This window comes from Pseudomonas sp. S3_B11, from assembly GCF_054667715.1.
In genome coordinates this window covers 2548143-2565405 of sequence record NZ_CP162749.1, presented here as the reverse complement: position 1 = coordinate 2565405, position 17263 = coordinate 2548143, and the positions used below count along the sequence as shown (strand labels likewise).

The 17263-nt window shown below is 61.7% G+C and carries 14 protein-coding genes; 4 read left to right on the top strand and 10 right to left on the bottom strand.

The annotated features are described in order from the left end of the window. The first annotated feature begins 39 nt into the window (after window positions 1-39). Complete coding sequence (locus tag AB4O22_RS11770; protein ID WP_223471931.1) at window positions 40-909, top strand: SDR family oxidoreductase; 870 nt, start codon at window positions 40-42, stop codon at window positions 907-909. Window positions 910-960: 51 nt separating this feature from the next. On the opposite strand, the gene AB4O22_RS11765 is transcribed toward AB4O22_RS11770, so the two are convergent. Both AB4O22_RS11765 and AB4O22_RS11760 read right to left on the bottom strand, forming a co-directional pair. Beyond that, window positions 961-1593 carry a response regulator gene (locus AB4O22_RS11765; protein ID WP_223471932.1) on the bottom strand — a complete coding sequence of 211 codons (633 nt, stop codon included), beginning with the start codon at window positions 1591-1593 and terminating at the stop codon, window positions 961-963. Window positions 1594-1624: 31 nt separating this feature from the next. Further along, window positions 1625-2986, bottom strand: coding sequence for a cache domain-containing protein (locus tag AB4O22_RS11760; protein ID WP_223471933.1), 1362 nt, complete (start codon window positions 2984-2986; stop codon window positions 1625-1627). Between the two features lie 310 nt (window positions 2987-3296). Between AB4O22_RS11760 and AB4O22_RS11755 the strand changes: the two genes are divergently transcribed. Both AB4O22_RS11755 and AB4O22_RS11750 read left to right on the top strand, forming a co-directional pair. Further along, entirely contained in the window at window positions 3297-5357 is a 2061-nt protein-coding gene (locus AB4O22_RS11755; RefSeq protein ID WP_460096359.1) for a carbon starvation CstA family protein, read from the top strand. A gap of 15 nt (window positions 5358-5372) precedes the next feature. Continuing rightward, window positions 5373-5570: a YbdD/YjiX family protein gene (locus AB4O22_RS11750; protein WP_003201656.1), complete on the top strand. Its 198-nt coding sequence runs from the start codon at window positions 5373-5375 to the stop codon at window positions 5568-5570. A gap of 192 nt (window positions 5571-5762) precedes the next feature. Here AB4O22_RS11750 and AB4O22_RS11745 read toward each other — a convergent pair whose 3' ends face one another. Next, the gene (locus tag AB4O22_RS11745; RefSeq protein ID WP_223472738.1) at window positions 5763-7559 is read right to left on the bottom strand and encodes a methyl-accepting chemotaxis protein; all 1797 of its coding nucleotides are present in this window, start codon (window positions 7557-7559) and stop codon (window positions 5763-5765) included. 291 nt (window positions 7560-7850) lie between these two features. Between AB4O22_RS11745 and AB4O22_RS11740 the strand changes: the two genes are divergently transcribed. Beyond that, window positions 7851-9974: a TonB-dependent siderophore receptor gene (locus AB4O22_RS11740; RefSeq protein WP_223472737.1), complete on the top strand. Its 2124-nt coding sequence runs from the start codon at window positions 7851-7853 to the stop codon at window positions 9972-9974. 204 nt (window positions 9975-10178) lie between these two features. On the opposite strand, the gene AB4O22_RS11735 is transcribed toward AB4O22_RS11740, so the two are convergent. The 7 genes from AB4O22_RS11735 to ribBA all read right to left on the bottom strand — a co-directional run bounded on the left by AB4O22_RS11735 (window position 10179) and on the right by ribBA (window position 17183). Then, complete coding sequence (locus AB4O22_RS11735; protein WP_223472736.1) at window positions 10179-11222, bottom strand: LLM class flavin-dependent oxidoreductase; 1044 nt, start codon at window positions 11220-11222, stop codon at window positions 10179-10181. A gap of 29 nt (window positions 11223-11251) precedes the next feature. After that, a complete protein-coding gene (locus AB4O22_RS11730; RefSeq protein WP_223472739.1) occupies window positions 11252-11737 on the bottom strand; it encodes a flavin reductase family protein in 486 nt (161 codons plus the stop codon). Between the two features lie 44 nt (window positions 11738-11781). Further along, a complete protein-coding gene (locus AB4O22_RS11725) occupies window positions 11782-12933 on the bottom strand; it encodes an ABC transporter ATP-binding protein (RefSeq protein WP_223472735.1) in 1152 nt (383 codons plus the stop codon). A 17-nt stretch (window positions 12934-12950) separates the two neighbouring features. Continuing rightward, window positions 12951-13760, bottom strand: a complete 810-nt coding sequence (locus AB4O22_RS11720) for an ABC transporter permease (protein ID WP_028237711.1) — start codon at window positions 13758-13760, stop codon at window positions 12951-12953. Between the two features lie 6 nt (window positions 13761-13766). Then, the gene (locus AB4O22_RS11715; RefSeq protein WP_013693316.1) at window positions 13767-14711 is read right to left on the bottom strand and encodes an ABC transporter permease; all 945 of its coding nucleotides are present in this window, start codon (window positions 14709-14711) and stop codon (window positions 13767-13769) included. Beyond that, a complete protein-coding gene (locus AB4O22_RS11710) occupies window positions 14696-15721 on the bottom strand; it encodes an ABC transporter substrate-binding protein (protein WP_223472733.1) in 1026 nt (341 codons plus the stop codon). Before AB4O22_RS11710 ends, AB4O22_RS11715 begins: the two co-directional genes overlap by 16 nt. A 352-nt stretch (window positions 15722-16073) precedes the next feature. Beyond that, window positions 16074-17183 (bottom strand): bifunctional 3,4-dihydroxy-2-butanone-4-phosphate synthase/GTP cyclohydrolase II, encoded by a 1110-nt coding sequence (gene ribBA, locus AB4O22_RS11705; protein WP_460096358.1) that lies wholly within the window; start codon window positions 17181-17183, stop codon window positions 16074-16076. Window positions 17184-17263: the final 80 nt, after the last annotated feature.

Here is a 17263-nt window from a genome sequence, read left to right as displayed (position 1 = left end):
GTCTGTGTTCCTCGATGGTTCTAATCAGGAGTTTGAAACATGCATGTATTCGTTACCGGTGCCACGGGCTGGGTTGGGTCTGCCGTGGTCCAGGAATTGATCGGTGCCGGCTATCAGGTCACCGGCCTGGCCCGTTCCGATGACAAGGTTGCCGCACTGGCCGCGACCGGCGCGAAGGTGGTCCGCGGGACATTGAATGACCTCGACGTCCTGCACCGGGCGGCTTCGGCGGCGGATGCGGTGATTCACACCGCGTTCAATCATGACTTCTCGCGGTTTGCCGAGAACGCTGAGTTGGACCGCCATGTAATCGAAGTATTGGGCAGCGCGCTGCAGGGGTCTGAGCGACCTTTGCTGGTGACGTCCGGCCTGTTGGGCTTGACTCGGGGCGCGAGCGAGCTGGAGGTGCCCAGCCCGGCTTCGCCGCGTAAATCCGAAACGGCGGCCCGGGCGCTGGTCGAGCGTGGTGTGCGCTGCGCGACCGTGCGCCTGGCACCCTCGGTCCATGGCCTCGGCGACCACGGATTCGTTCCGATCCTGGTTCGCCTGGCCCGGGAGACGGGCGTTTCGGCCTATCTCGGGGACGGCGTCCACTGCTGGTCGGGCGTGCATCGGCTGGACGCCGCACGGGTCTATCGGCTGGCGCTGGAGCAGGGCGTGACGCAGTCCGTCTACCACGCCGTCGCCGACGAGGCTGTGCCGTTCAAGGACATTGCCCAGGCGATCGGTCGTGGCCTGGGGTTGCCGGTGGAATCCCGGGAGCGTGAGCATTTCGGCTGGTTCGCCCACATGGCGGGCGCGAACATGGCAGTGTCCAGCGAATACACCCGCGCCTTGCTGGGCTGGACGCCAAGCGGCCCGAGTCTGTTGGATGATCTTGAGTTGCCTGGCTATTATCACGTCGATTGAAATGAATAACCCTGTGGCGATGGAGCAAGCTCCCTCGCCACAATGGTTTCTCTAGCGCGAAATGATCCCGTGGTCGATCGCGTATTTCACCAGGGCCGCGGGCTTGTCGATGTTCAGCTTGCGGCGGATGCTCAGGCGATGGGTTTCGACGGTGCGTACGCTGATGTCCAGCTCGCGGGCCATTTCCTTGTTGTTCAGGCCCTGGACCATTTTCGCCAGCACCTGGCTCTCGCGCGGCGTCAGCTCGCTGTCGGTGTTCGGGTCGGTGGCGAGCCGCTGGGCGATCTCGGCACTGTAGAACGTGCCGCCGCTGATGATGGCTTCGATGGCCGCGATGATTTCCCGCGACGGCGCGTTCTTGAGCACGTAGCCGCTGGCGCCGGAACGCACGGATTCGCTCACGTACTCGTAATTGTCATACATGCTGAGGATAAGGATCTTGAGGCTGGGGTATTGCTTGCCCAGCAGTCGGGTCAACTCGAGCCCGTTCATGTCCTTGAGGCTGATGTCCATCAGCAGCAGGTCCGGTTGGCTGCGACCGACCATTTCGATCGCCTGCGCACCATTCTCGGCTTCGCCCACCACGTCCAGTCGGGGCATGACGGACAGCAGGGCCTTGATGCCGTCGCGGACCAGGGAGTGATCGTCGACCAGCGCGACGCGAATCACCGGAGGCAGGTTCATCGGCAGGTGCTCTTGTTGGAAGGGGCGCGCATCAGTTTTCCGTTACCGAGAGGTTCATGGGCAGCAGGATATCCAGTTCGCTTCGTCCCGGTGCCGAGGTCACTTCCAGGCATCCGCCGAAATGCTCGACCCGTTCGCGGATATTGCGCAGGCCGATGCCGGCGTGGCCGCGCTCTACTTGCGGGACATTGAAGCCCATCCCGTCATCCACCACCGTCAGGCGCAAGGACTGGCTGGAGCCGAACAGGGTGATGCCGACACTTTTCGCCCCGGCATGGCGCTCGATATTGGTCAGGGCTTCCTGGGCAATGCGGAACAGCGAGACAGGGGCGCCATTTTCCAGGCGGCAATCGAATTCGTTGCTTCGGTAGGACACTTCAAGCCCGCTGCGCTGTTGGAACTCGGTCGCGAGTTGGCCAATGGCGGCGGGCAGGCCCAGGGTATCGAGCAGGGACGAGCGCAAGTCATGGGAGATGCTACGGATTTCGCCGATGGCTTCGCCTAGCCGATCGGTCGCGTTCTTGAGGATGCCCAGGCCATTCTCCTGGCCGTTCTCCAACACATGGCTGGCCAGTTCGAACTGGAACTTTATCGACACCAGCAGTTGGCTGATGCCGTCGTGCAGCTCGCGAGAAACCCGCGAGCGTTCCTCTTCCTGCAAGCTGACGATGCGCTGATTCAGCCGCTGCAGCTTTTTGTCGGCCAGGCGATGTTCGCTGACGTTGAGGGTCATGCCGCCGGCAAATACCAGCAGGACCGCCACCAAGGCGATCGCGGCGATGGCTTGCATGGTGCTGTGGATGCCGTGGGCAACTTCGTCGCGGGCTTGCTGGGTGGCGCGTTCGACGTCCTCCAGGTAAATCCCGGTGCCGAGCATCCAGCCCCATTGATCGAGCATCACGACATAGGCCAGCTTGTCGGTCACCTGGCCGGAGGAGGGTTTGTTCCAGGCATAACGCTGGAACCCTTCGCCTGACTCGGCACTCTTGAGCAATGCCTGGATGACCGGCAGGCCGTGGGGGTCCTTCATGTCCCAGAGGTATTGCCCCACCAGTTCCGACTGGCGGGCATGCATGAGGCTGCGGCCCTGGCGGTCGTACACGAAAAAGTAACCGTTGATGCCGAAGCTGAGCTTGCGCAGTTCTTCCAGGACCTGCTGCTGTGCGCGCTCGTCTCCCCGACCGTTGTCATACAGCGGGGCGATCAGACTCTGCGCCATCTCGACATAATTCTTCAGCTCCGCGCGCTTGCTCGCCAGGATGCTGTCTTCGATCAGTTGCGCCTGTTGATCGCCCAACTGGCGATTGAGCGAGATCACCAGGGCGCAGATGACCGCGATGGCCAGGACCAGCGGCAAAATCCCGAGGGCGACGATTTTGTGTTTGAGCAGCATCTGTACTCCTGTCCGGACTCGGCGGGGAGGCGAATGGCGGCATCATATGCCAAACCCATGGATGAGGCATAAAACCTGTGGCGCAAGACATGTGGGAGCAAAGCTTGCTCGCGATGCAGGCGCCGCGGTTTATGAAAGACCGTATTGACTCTATCGCGGGCAGCCTTGCTCCCACAGAAGTTGGGGTTCTACGTAGTACTACGGATTTATTTATTGACCCATTGCAGGGATATTGGGCCGGCTCCGAATAGCCGGGGCACACTATAAAAACAATCGCCGCAATCCACTGGATATCGGCAGGAGACACGCAATGACAACCCGTCTGGTTAAACACCTCGCCTGGTTTGCCGTGGCTGTTCTGGGAGCCTGTGCGTTGAGTGTCGTGGCCTTGCGCCGCGGCGAACCCATCAACGCCCTCTGGATCGTCGTCGCAGCCGTGGCCATCTATCTGGTCGCCTACCGCTACTACAGCCTCTTCATCGCCAACAACGTGATGCAACTCGATGCGCGCCGAGCTACTCCCGCCGTGCTCAACAACGATGGCCTGGACTACGTCCCGACCAACAAACACATTCTTTTCGGCCACCACTTCGCGGCCATTGCCGGCGCGGGGCCGCTGGTCGGGCCGGTGCTGGCGGCGCAGATGGGCTACCTGCCCGGTACGCTCTGGCTGATCGCCGGCGTGGTGCTGGCCGGTGCGGTGCAGGACTTCATGGTCCTGTTCCTGTCCACCCGCCGCAACGGGCGTTCCCTGGGTGACATGGTCCGTGAGGAAATGGGCCGCATCCCCGGCACCATCGCGCTGTTCGGCTGCTTCCTGATCATGATCATCATCCTCGCGGTGCTGGCGCTGATCGTGGTCAAGGCCCTGGCCGAGAGCCCGTGGGGCATCTTCACGGTGATGGCGACCATCCCGATCGCGATGTTCATGGGCATCTACATGCGCTACATCCGCCCGGGCCGCATCGGTGAAATCTCGCTCATCGGCGTGCTGTTGCTGCTGGGTTCGATCTGGCTGGGCGGGCAGATCGCTGCCGATCCGGTCTGGGCCAAGGCCTTTTCCTTCACCGGGATCCAGATCACCTGGATGCTGATCGGCTACGGTTTTGTCGCGGCGGTGCTGCCGGTGTGGCTGATCCTGGCGCCGCGGGACTACCTGTCGACCTTCCTCAAGATCGGTACCATCGTCGCCCTGGCGATCGGCATCCTGGTCACCATGCCCGAGCTGAAAATGCCGGCGCTGACCCAGTTCACCGACGGCACCGGGCCGGTATGGAAGGGCGGCCTGTTCCCGTTCCTGTTCATCACCATCGCTTGCGGCGCGGTCTCGGGCTTCCACGCGCTGATCTCCTCGGGCACCACGCCCAAGCTCTTGGATAACGAAACCAACGCCCGCTACATCGGTTACGGCGGCATGCTGATGGAGTCCTTCGTGGCGATCATGGCCATGGTCGCGGCTTCGGTCATCGAGCCGGGCGTGTACTTCGCCATGAACAGCCCGGCGGCGATCGTCGGCGGTGACGTGGTGGCCGTGGCCCAGACCGTCAGCAGCTGGGGTTTTGCAATCACCCCCGAGGCGCTGCAAGCGGTGGCCAAGGACATCGGCGAGACCACCGTGCTGGCCCGTGCCGGCGGTGCGCCGACCCTGGCGGTCGGGATCGCGCAGATCCTGCACTCGGTGCTGCCGGGTGAGAACACCATGGCGTTCTGGTACCACTTCGCGATCCTGTTCGAAGCGCTGTTCATCCTCACCGCGGTGGACGCCGGCACCCGTGCCGGGCGGTTCATGCTGCAGGACTTGCTGGGTTCGTTCGTGCCTTCGCTCAAGCGCACCGAATCCTGGCCGGCCAACCTGATCGCCACCGCCGGTTGCGTAGCGATGTGGGGTTACCTGCTGTACCAGGGCGTGATCGATCCGCTGGGCGGCATCAACACCTTGTGGCCGCTGTTCGGCATCTCCAACCAGATGCTGGCCGGTATCGCCCTGATGCTCGCCACCGTGGTCCTGATCAAGATGAAGCGCCAGCGCTACGTCTGGGTGACCATGCTGCCGGCGGTCTGGCTGCTGATCTGCACCACCACCGCGGGCCTGATCAAGCTGTTCGACGCCAACCCGGCGATCGGCTTTTTGGCCCTGGCGCGCAAATACAACGATGCCCTGGCCGCCGGCCAGGTCCTGGCTCCGGCCAAGAGCATCGAGCAGATGCAGCACGTGGTGTTCAACGCCTACACCAACGCGACGCTGACGGCCTTGTTCCTGTTCGTGGTCTTCAGCATCCTGTTCTACGCGCTCAAGGTCGGTATCGCCGCCTGGGGCACCAGGGAACGCACGGACAAGGAAGCGCCATTCCAGGCCTTGCCGGACGCTTGATAGGGGATTGCAACGATGTTCAATGACTTGAGTCGCCTGGGTAAATACCTCGGTCAGGCCGCCCGCCTGATGGTCGGCATGCCCGACTACGACAACTACGTCGAGCACATGCAAACCAAGCACCCGGACAAACCGTTGATGGACTACGAGGCGTTCTTTCGCGAACGCCAGGAGGCCCGTTACGGTGGCAAGGGTGGGCCCAAGTGCTGTTGAGTTGAGGTAGCCTCGAACCCCATGTGGGAGCGGGCTTGCTCGCGAAGGCGGTGGATCAGCAGCATTGATGTTGACTGACCCACCGCCTTCGCGAGCAGGCTCGCTCCCACAGTTGTTTTTGGGGTGGTCTCAAGATGTGCATACACCACAGATCCCCTGTGGGAGGATCTCAGGAGTCGTGCGAGCGCTTCATCACTCCGCCAACAACACCGCCGCATCGAAGCCCACCCGCAAGTTGCCCCAATGACGGCCGCCGAAGAAGAACGGTACGTCGATCTCGGTCATTATTTCCCCGGTATCGCGCAGGTAGGTCTGGAGCAGGAAACGCTGGACGTTGCCCGCCGCGCGCAGGCCGATCGGGTCGTTGAAGATTCGCTTGTTGCGGCACACCGGCAAATCCACCACCCGGTCGCCGGTTGGCGGCTTGGAGACCCAGCTGTTGTTCACCGGGCAGTAGCCCTTGCTGTCGACAATGAACGAAACCTTGCCACCCGGCGTGCTGCGGGTGAGTTTGTCGCATTCTTCCTGGCAAACCTGGGCAAAGCGTTCGGTGTAGCTGGCCATGTACTGCTTGGGGTCGGTGCCGGGAATCGGTTGGTAATTCTGATCGAACAGATTCAGGCCTTCACCTTGCAGCGCCTCCAGACGAACCTGGAGCGTGTCGCGGCACTGACTGGCCCGGGTGATGGCTGCATCCAGCTTGCCGTGGCCGAGCACGAAGCGACCCAACAGCGCCTGGACTTTTTCGGCCACGCCGGACAGGTCGCGGGTGGCCGTCGCCGAATGCTGCATGCGCTGGTCGATCAACTGACTGTCGGCGTGAATCTGGGTGACCCGGTCGTTGATCCCCGTGTTGCTGTCGGCGAACTGCTGGATATGGGTCGCGATGTCCGCCAGCTTGCCGTTGGTGGATTCGAAGTCGCCGATCATGCTTTCAAAATGACCGGAGGCGCGTTCCACCACTTTCTGGGTTTCCCGGGCGCTGTGGCTGATCTGGGTGGTCTGTTCGTGGGTGGAGCTGACCTCATCGAGCATGGCGTCGATGTTGCGTGAGATGTCATCGGTGGCCCGGCTGACGTTTTGTGCCAGGGTCCGCACTTCATCGGCGACCACCGCGAAGCCACGGCCGCTTTCGCCGGCCCGGGCGGCTTCGATGGCGGCATTGAGGGCCAGCAGGTTGGTCTGGGCAGAAATCTGCTGGATCAACCCGACAATCGACTTGATGCTTGAGGAACGCTGGTTCAAGGCGCTCACCAGCGTGGCAAATTCACCGAGGCTGTTGGAGATTTCGCTGATGTTGCCGGTCACTTCCAGCAGTTCGGCGTAGGAGTCGCGGGCCATGCTCAGGTTCTGGGCGGTGGTGCTGGAGATGCCTTGGGTCTGGCGCGAGACTTCTTCGATGCGGCCCACGGCGGTGTTGCTCTGGTCCATGACCTCCTTGGCGAAGCGGGCCTGGTGGGTGGCACTGTCACTGGAGTCGCTGATGTTCTTCAACGAGCGGGCCGATTCGACGGCGATGTGCACGGTCAGTGCCTGGACGTTGCTGATGATCTCCCGCTGCTTGGCCAGGAAACGGTTGCAAGTGCCGGCCAGCACGCGGATCTCGTCGTGAGTCACCAGCGGCAGGTCCTTGGACAGGTCACCTTCGCCGTTGGCGATCTCTTCCAGGGCCTTGGTCATGGCGGTGACGGGGCGCACGATGAGGTGGCGGAAATACCAGACCATGAAGCTGATCATGCCCAGCGTCAGGAACGCACCGAAGAGCAGGGCATGGGTGAGGCTGTCGAGCTGGCCTTCGATCTGCCCCAGCAAGGCACCGTCCAACTGCGCGTTGCGCAACTGCAGCACGATCTCGGCGCGGGCGCTGAGGGCCACCCAGTACAGCAAGCCACTGACCAGCACCAACAGGAAAAGGCTCGACAGTTTTTTGGTGAGGGTATCGAAAAACTGCATCTCGATAGACTCGTACAAGGCCTTTAACGTCTGCATGCCGCTGCTCCTGGGCAAAAAAATCTCTCAATGGAATACATTCGACCGCGCGCGCCAAAGCTTTAGGGTAGTTGGGCGATTTGATATCACCGTTCGCGAAATCTGTGGGAGCGAGCTTGCTCGCGATGGCGGTGGGTCTGTTGCATTGATGTTGGATGTACCGCCGCTATCGCGAGCAAGCTCGCTCCCACAGGGGGTCGGGTGCGATCATCATTTGATACAAAAGATTTACTGGGAATCATTCTCAAAGTATATTTGCTCTCATTAACGTCCCTTCTATGAGTGCGCGTCTTGAAACGTTCCACCCCCCTCGCTAATCGCAACGTCTTTATCAAGTGTGTGTTGCCAACGCTGTCCTGCTGCTTCATTGCCAGCCCATTGTGGGCGCAGGACGCTCTCGAACTGCCGGCCACGGACATCCAGGGCAGTCGCGTCACTCAGGAAGAGGGCTATACGACGTCGCAAGCCAGCACGGCGAGCAAGAGCGATATACCGATCAAGGAAGAAGCGCAATCGATCAACGTGGTGACCCAGCAGACCCTGGCCGACTATCAGGTGCGCTCGCTGAGCGACGCGATGAAGTTCGTCAGCGGCGTCAGCCAGGGCAACACCCTGGGCGGTTCGCGAGACTCGCTGGTCAAGCGCGGGTTTGGCACCAACGACGATGGCTCGATCCTGCGCGACGGCGTGCGTTCGAACCTGGGGCACAACTTCAGCGCCACCACCGACCGCGTCGAAGTGCTCAAGGGCCCGGCCTCGATGCTGTACGGCGCGCTGGAGCCTGGCGGCCTGGTCAACGTTATCAGCAAGAAACCGGAGTACACCCAAAGCACCACGTTGAGCGGCTCGGCCTATAGCGAAGGCGGCGGCACCATGGCCCTGGACACCACCGGGCCGCTGGGCGACACCGGCCTGGCTTATCGCCTGATTGCCGAGCGCGGCCACGAGGACTACTGGCGCAACTACGGGGTCAACGAGAGCACCCTGGTGGCGCCGTCCCTGGCTTGGACGGGGGAGCGGGCTTCGTTGAATCTCAGCTATGAGTACAACGAATATTCCAATCCGTTTGATCGGGGGACGGTGTTCACCAATGGGCATCCGGCCGATATCGATTACGACAAGCGTCTGGATGAGCCGTGGGCCAAGAGCGTGGGGATTCGCGAAACGGCGACGGCGCGGTTTGAGTATGAACTGAGCGAGGATTGGAAAACTCGCGTGACCTATGGCTGGAATAATGATCGGTATAGCCTTTCGATTGCGCAGCCCAACTCGCTGACTGGCAATAATCTGCGTCGGGCCGCCAACGGCGCTCATTACGATGACGAAACCCGTTACGCCAGCTGGGACTTCATCGGTAAACAGGAGCTGTTCGGCCAGCGCCATGACGTGTTGATCGGTGCTGATAATCAGGTGTCGGACCAATACCGTGGCAAGACCTACCGTGGGGCAGTGCGGGGGGGCTTCGATATCTCTGCGCCGGTGTACGGCGGCCTGGGAGAGCCCAGCGTCATCAGCCCGACCCAAAGCAATCTGAGCAATCAGCTGACTTCCAGCTCGGTCTACCTTAAGGACAACTGGCACCTGAATGATCGTTGGATCCTGGTCTTCGGTGGTCGCTACCAGCATTACGATCAGTTCGCCAAGCAAGGGTTGGTCACCAGGGTGCCGGTCCGCGACGACAACGGCGATGCCTTCGTCCCGTTCCTGGGGCTGGTCTATAAAGCCACCGGGGAGCTGTCGCTGTATGGCAACTACAGTCGTTCGTTCAAGCCTAACGACACCGTGGACGACAACCTCAGTACCTTCAAGCCGGAGGAGGGTCGTAGCTACGAAATTGGCGCCAAATACGATCCGCTGCCGGGCCTGAACATCAACCTTGCGCTGTTCGATATCGAGAAGAAAAACGTCGTGACGTCCTCTACGGTCAACGGCGTAACGCTGGCAGAAGCCGCGGGCAAGGTCGGCTCCCAAGGCCTCGAACTCGACATCACCGGTCGTCTGGCGGAACGTTGGGATTTGATCGGGACTTATGCTTATACCCACACTGAAATCCTCGATGACCCGAAAAACGAAGGTCACCGCCTGTCCGATGCGCCCAAGCACACCGCCAGCCTGTACTTGTCGCACCACTTGAACGTCCCGGCCGAATTCGGTGCCTGGCACGCCGGTGCCGGTGCGCGTTACGTCGGCGAGCGTGCGGCTAACGCGGCCAACGATTTCTGGCTGAGCAGCTACACCGTCGCCGACGCCTTCCTGCGCTGGGAGTCGCCGGTGCTGGGACACAAGACTTCGTTGCAACTGAACGTCGACAACCTGTTCGACAAGCAGTACTACCCGTCGTCCACCGGCAGCCAACTGCAAGTCAATGTCGGTGAGCCACGTACCGCTCGCCTGAGTGCAAGCGTAACGTTCTGATCCATCCAGAAAGCAAAATGCCCGGGCTTTGAAGTCCGGGCATTTTTTTGGCGTTACCGTCACATTCCAGCGGCCGTCGCGAGCAGGCTCGCTCCCACATTGGCTGGCAGTTGCCTATCTATTTGCGTTCACCACAACCCCCTGTGGGAGCGAGCCTGCTCGCGATAACGATAGAACTGACCCCGGAAATTTCAGGGCTGCGACTCACCGAAACGCTGGCACCACCTGCTGGATGAACAGCTCCAGGGATTTTTTCTTCTCGGCATGGGGCAGGCTGTTGTCGCACCAGAAGCTGAACTCATCCACTCCCAGTTCCTGGTAATACTTGATCCGCTCGATGATTTCCTGCGGGGTTCCGATCATGGTGTTCTTGCGGATGTTCTCCAGTTGGAACTCCGGGCGCTCGGCGAATTTTTCTTCCGGGCTCGGCGCAAGGAAACCATTGACCGGCACTTGCTTGTTGCCGAACCAGGCATCGAAGGTGCGATAGAACTTCGAGATCGCCTGGGCGCCGACCTTCCAGCCTTCAGGATCATCCACCGCATGCACGTGGGTGTGGCGCAGCACCATCAATTGCGGGCGTGGCACGTCGGGATTGTTGTCCAGGGCGGCCTGGAACTTGTTCTTCAGGTCCAGGACTTCCTCATCGCCCTTCATCAACGGCGTGACCATCACGTTGCAGCCGTTGGCGACGGCGAAGTTGTGGGAGTCCGGGTCACGGGCGGCGATCCACATCGGTGGATGGGGTTTGCGGATCGGCTTGGGTACGCTGGTGGAGGTTGGGAATTTCCAGATCTCGCCGTCATGGGCGTAATCGCCTTGCCACAGGGCGCGCACCACCGGGACCATTTCCCGCAGGGCCTGGCCTCCGGAGGAAGCCGGCATGCCGCCAGCCATGCGGTCGAACTCCACCTGATAAGCGCCCCGGGCCAGGCCGACTTCCATGCGGCCATTGCTGATCACGTCCAGCAGTGCGCATTCGCCGGCCACCCGCAGCGGGTGCCAGAACGGCGCGATGATGGTGCCGGCGCCCAGGTGGATGGTGGTGGTCTTGCCGGCCAGGTACGCCAGCAGCGGCATCGGGCTTGGCGAAATGGTGTATTCCATGGCGTGGTGTTCGCCGATCCACACGGTGCTGAAACCGCCGGCCTCGGCCAACAGGGTCAGCTCGCTCAGGTCTTCGAACAACTGGCGATGGCTGACGCTTTCGTCCCAGCGCTCCATGTGTACGAACAGGGAAAATTTCATGGCGCTATCTCTTGTAGTTGACGATCGGTTCAGGCGAGGACGGGCAGGGCGCCCATCTTGCCGTGGCAATAAACCAGCGGCCCCGGTGTGTGCTGCGGGACGATCAGGTTCTTTACGGCGCCGACCATGATGGCGTGGTCGCCGCCTTCGTATTCGCGCCACAGTTCGCATTCGATGATGGCGGTGGCATTGCTCAGCAGCGGGTTACCCAGTTCGCTCAAGGTCCATTCGATGCCCTGGGCCTTGTCCTTGCCCTTGCGGGCGAAGGCATAGGCTTCGTTCTGCTGGCCGCCGGAGAGCAGGTGGATGGCGAAGCGCTTGTTCTTGATCAGTACCGGATAGGAGTCGCAGCTGTAGTTGGGGCAGAACAGCACCAGCGCTGGCTCCATCGACAATGAGCTGAACGCGCTGGCGGTGAGGCCGACGATCTGGCCGTCGTCATCAAGGGTGGTGATCACGGTCACGCCGGACGGGAACGAGCCCATGACTTGTTTGTAGACGCTGGCATCGATCATTGGACGATCCTCGGGCTTTATCGGTTGTGGGCGCGCAGTGTTCATCAGTGGGCACCTGCGGCCTTGTTCAGGTCGCTCTCGGCCCATTGGGTGTAGACGCAAGCATCGGCGGTGGCCCAGCGCACACGCACCGGGTCGCCGGCCTTGAGTGGCATGCCGGCGGCGGACAGCGCCTTGACCGTCATGGCCGTGCCGCCGGACGTCACCACGCTGCAGGTCTGGCTTTCACCCAGGAACAGCACTTCGACGACCTTGGCCGAGACCTCATTCCAACCGGCTGCCAAGGGTTCCTGGGCGGCCTGTTCGACGCTCAAGGCGAGGGCTTTTTCCGGGCGCACCATCAGCAGCACGTCCTGGTCCGTTTGCAGGCCGGCGGTCAGGCGGATCGACAGCGACTGGCCCTCGAAGGTCGCCACTGCGTTGCCCTGGGCCTTGAGCTTGAGGAAGTTGGAGTTGCCCAGGAACGAGGCCACGAAGGCGTTCGGCGGGTTCTGGTAGAGGTCATAGCCGCTGCCCAGGCCGACGATCTTGCCGTGGCTGAAAATCGCGATGCGCTGGGACAGACGCATGGCTTCTTCCTGGTCATGGGTGACGTAGACGATGGTGATGCCCAGGCGTCGATGCAATTGGCGCAGTTCATCCTGCAAGTCTTCCCGGAGCTTTTTGTCCAGGGCGCCGAGGGGTTCGTCCATCAGCAGGATGCGTGGTTCGTAGACCAGTGCCCGGGCAATCGCCACGCGCTGCTGCTGGCCTCCCGACAGTTGCGAAGGGCGGCGATGGGCGAACTCTCCCAGTTGCACCAGTTTGAGCATGGCGTCGACCCGGCGTTCGCGCTCGGCGCTGGCCAGTTTGCGAATCGCCAGCGGAAAGGCAATGTTGTCGCGCACCGACAGATGGGGGAACAACGAGTAACGCTGGAACACCATGCCGATGTCGCGTTTGTGCGGCGGTACGTTGACCAGGGATTTTCCGCCTACCTGGATCTCGCCGCTGCTGGGGGTTTCAAAGCCGGCCAGCATCGACAGCGTGGTGCTCTTGCCCGAGCCGCTGGAGCCGAGGAAGGTCAGGAATTCGCCGTCCTGGATCTCCAGGGAAATATCGTCCACGGCGGCAAAGTCGCCGTAGTGCTTGTTCAGGTTGCGCAGGCTGACCAGGGTCTTGTTGTTCTGTTGTGCGGGGTCTTTGACGGCACTCATCGTGTTCTCCTAGGCGCTCAGGCGCTGATTTCATTGCGCCGGCGCAGGGCGGCGGCGATCACCATCACCAGGACCGAGAGGCCGATCAGCAGCGTCGAAGCGACGGCGATCACAGGCGTCAGGTCCTGGCGCAGGGTGGTCCACATCTTGACGGGCAAGGTTTGCAGGGTCGGGCTGGCCATCATCACGCTCAGCACCACCTCATCCCACGACACCAGGAACGCGAACAGGGCGCCGGCGACCATGCCTGGGCGAATGGCCGGGAAGGTCACCTTGAACACCGCTTGCAAGCGTGAGGCGCCGCAGATGACCGCTGCGTCCTCGATGGACTGGTCGAACAGCTTGAGCGAGTTGATGATCGAGATGATGGTGAAGGGCAATGCGACGATGACGTGGCTGACCACGAACGCGAACATCGTCCCGGTGTAGCCCAGCTTGAGGAACAGCGCATACACCGCCACGGCGATGATCACCAACGGCACGATCATCGGCAGGGTGAACAGGCCGTAGAGCATTTCCCGGCCCGGGAAGCGTCCACGTACCAGGGCAAACGCGGTTGGCAGGCCCAGCGCCACGGCGCCGACAGTGGTCAGTACCGCGACCTTGAGGCTGGTCAGTGCCGCGTTCATCCAGTCAGGGTTGGAAAAGAACTGGCCGTACCATTTGAGCGTCCAGCCCGGTGGCGGGAAGACCAGCCATTGGGACGAACCGAACGACAGCAGTACGATGAACACGATCGGCAGCAGCAGGAACAGCGCGATCAGGCCGGTGGTGAAATACAGGCCGAACCGCATGCGCCGGCTCATGGCATTGGGAGTCAGGAGCATGACGGCTTACCTCGCGTTGCTGGCACCCACCGGGGATTCCGGCTGGAGCTTCAGGTAGAAGTAGAACAACACCAGGGTGATCGCCACCAACAAGGCTGCACCGGCGCTGGCCAGGCCCCAATTGAGGAACGACTGCACCTGCTGGATGATGAATTCAGGCAGCATCATGTTCTGCGCGCCGCCCAGCAGTGCCGGGGTCACGTAGTAACCGAGGGACATCACGAACACCATCAGCCCACCGGAGAACAGCCCCGGCCGGCACAGCGGCAGGAATACCCGGAAGAAGTTGGTCCAGGGGCTGGCGCCGCAAATCGAACCGGCCTGCAGGATCATCGGGTCGATGGCCTGCATGGTCGCCTGCAACGGCAGGACGATGAACGGGATCATGATGTAGCTCATGCCGATCACCACGCCGGTGAGGTTGTGCACCATCTCCAGCGGCTGGTCGATGATGCCCAGCGCCATCAACGCCTTGTTCACCACCCCGGAGGCTTGCAGCAGCACCAGCCAGGAGTAGGTGCGGGCCAGCAGGCTGGTCCACATCGACAGCAGCACGATGTTCAGCATCCAGCGCCCCCAGCCACGGGGCACCAGGGTGATGGCCCAGGCCAGGGGGAAACCCAGCAGCAGGCTGAACAACGTCACCAGCCCGGCCACCGAAAAGGTGTTGAACAACACCCGGGCGTAGGCTGAGTTGGCGAACAGTTGCTCGTAGTTGCCCAACCCAGGCACCGGCTCCAACACGCCGCGCAGCAGCAGGCCGATCAGCGGCGCCAGGAAGAACAGGCCGAGGAACAGCAAGGCGGGGAGCAGGTTGCCGGCCCCGCGCCAGCGCTGCATCAGCGACGGCGCTTGTGGCGCAACGGCCTTGGTGGTTACCACACCGGCAGCGCCAGCGGCGCCTCCGGTGTGTCGGGTTGCCGTTGCCGACATTTTTATTTGACCAGCCATTCGTTCCACCGTGTCGCGATGTCCTGACCGTTCTTGGCCCAGTACGCGAAATCAAGCGTGATCTGATCCTTGGCGTAGGCGGTCGGCAGATTGGGGGCGAGCACCGAATCCAGGCGTGCGACGCTGTCGACGTTGACCGGAGCATAGGCGGTCAGGTTGGAAAAGTCGGCCTGGCCTTTGGCGCTGCTGGCGTTGGCCAGGAATTTCATGGCTGCGGCCTTGTTTTTCGAACCCTTTGGAATGACCAGGATGTCGGCCATGACCAGGTTCTGCTTCCAGCTTACGCCGACGGGTGCGCCGTCCTGTTGCAAGGCATAGATGCGACCGTTCCAGAACTGCCCGATGCTGGCCTCGCCGGAAGCGAGCAACTGCTGGGACTGGGCGCCGCCGCCCCACCAGACGATGTCTTTCTTGATGGTGTCGAGTTTCTTGAAAGCGCGGTCCAGGTCCAGCGGATAGAGCTTGTCTGCCGCGACGCCGTCAGCCAGCAGGGCCAGCTCAAGCACACCGGGGCTAGGCCATTTGTACAGGGCGCGTTTGCCGGGGTAGGTCTTGGTGTCGAACAGTGCGGTCCAGTCCTGGGGCTTGCCGGAACCGAGCTTGCCTTCGTTGTAGCCGAGGACGAACGAGAAGTAGAACGAGCCGACGCCGTGGTCGGAGACGAAGCGCGGGTCGATCTTGTCGCGCTGGATGATCGAAAAGTCCAGGGGTTCGAGCAGGCCTTCGGCGGCGGCGCGCAAGGCGAAGTCCGCTTCGACGTCGACCACGTCCCACTGCACGTTGCCGCTTTCGACCATGGCCTTGAGCTTGCCATAGTCGGTGGGGCCATCCTGGACCACGGTGATGCCACTGGCCTTGCTGAACGGGTCGGCCCAGGCCTGCTTCTGCGCGTCCTGGGTGCTGCCGCCCCAACTGACGAAGTTGACGCTTTCAGCGGCCATCGTCGCCTGGCTGGTGATACTCAGCAGGCCGGCAAAAAGAATTGCGGCTGCACTTTTCTTCAACACCATTTTCACGCCCTCATTGTTGTGTTTTTGAGCGGGCTTTTGTCGCCCGCCTATCGGGAGCAGTAGGTCCATCTGGCCTTAAAAGGCGACCGTGCCAAGGGCTCTTGTTTGTACTTTCCCTCTCGGGGGCACTTGGCTGAAGTGTTCGGTCTATGGAATATCATATTATGGTATTCCAAACTTTCTGCAAGCATTTTGCCGTACCGGCTATCTGTCCGGGGGCAGATTTTTCCCTGTCATTGCTGGGTTGAACCCTGTGGGTGCGAGCTTGTTCGCGATGGCAATGGATCTGCCGACATGGATGTTGACTGACCCACCGCTATCGCGAGCAAGCTCGCTCCCACAGGTTTTTCTGTTATCCGGTGAAGGGAATGCTTTCCACTACCTCCAAGTCATACCCCGTCAACCCCGCGTACTTGAGCGGTGGTCCCAGGTGGCGCAATTTGCCCACCCCCAGGTCCTGCAGAATCTGCGCCCCGGTGCCCACTTCAGAATAGATGCGCGATTGCGACCGGCTGAACTGTCGTGGTGGCTGGGTCAGTTGCGGCACGCGCTCGAGTAGCGCCTGGGAGGACTCGTGGTTGGCCAGCACGACCACCACGCCGCGACCTTCTTCGGCCACCCGCTGCAGGGCCGCCCACAGCGTCCAATTGGAAGGGCCGTTGTATTCGGCCCCGACCAGGTCCCGCAGCGGGTCGATCACATGTACGCGCACCAGCGTCGGCTCATCCCGGCGAATCTCACCCATCACCATCGCCATGTGCACGCCACCTTCGATGCGGTCTTCGAAGGTGAACAGGCGGAAAGTGCCATGCACGGTAGGCAGTTCTCGTTCACCAATGCGCACCACGGTGTGCTCGGTGCTCAAGCGGTAGTGGATCAGGTCGGCGATGGTACCGATCTTGATCCCGTGCTTGCGGGCGAAAATCTCCAGGTCCGGCCGACGGGCCATGGTGCCGTCATCGTTCATCACTTCGACGATCACCGACGCTGGTGTGAAACCTGCCAGGCGCGCCAGATCGCAACCGGCTTCGGTGTGTCCGGCGCGGGTCAGCACACCGCCTTCCTTGGCTCGCAGCGGGAAGATATGCCCCGGCTGCACGATGTCGCTGGGCCCCGCATCGGCGGCTACGGCGGCGGCGACAGTGCGCGCCCGGTCGGCGGCGCAAATACCGGTGGTCACGCCGGTGGCGGCCTCGATGGACACGGTGAACGCGGTGCTGAACACGCTGCCGTTGCTCGGCACCATTTGCTCAAGGCCCAGACGCTGGCAGTGTTCGTCGGTCAGGGTCAGGCAAATCAATCCGCGCGCTTCGCGGGCCATGAAGCTGATGGCCTGGGCATTGCAACAGTCGGCGGCCAGCAACAGGTCGCCTTCGTTTTCCCGATCTTCGTCATCCACCAGCAACACCATCTTGCCCAGGCGGTAGTCTTCGATGATTTCCTGAATGCTGTTAAAGGCCATGGCGGGCTCTCTTTGTTTTGATAGGGCTTGCTGGAATGTTGTTGTGGTATACCATAATACAAAACAAACCAAGAGGTCAC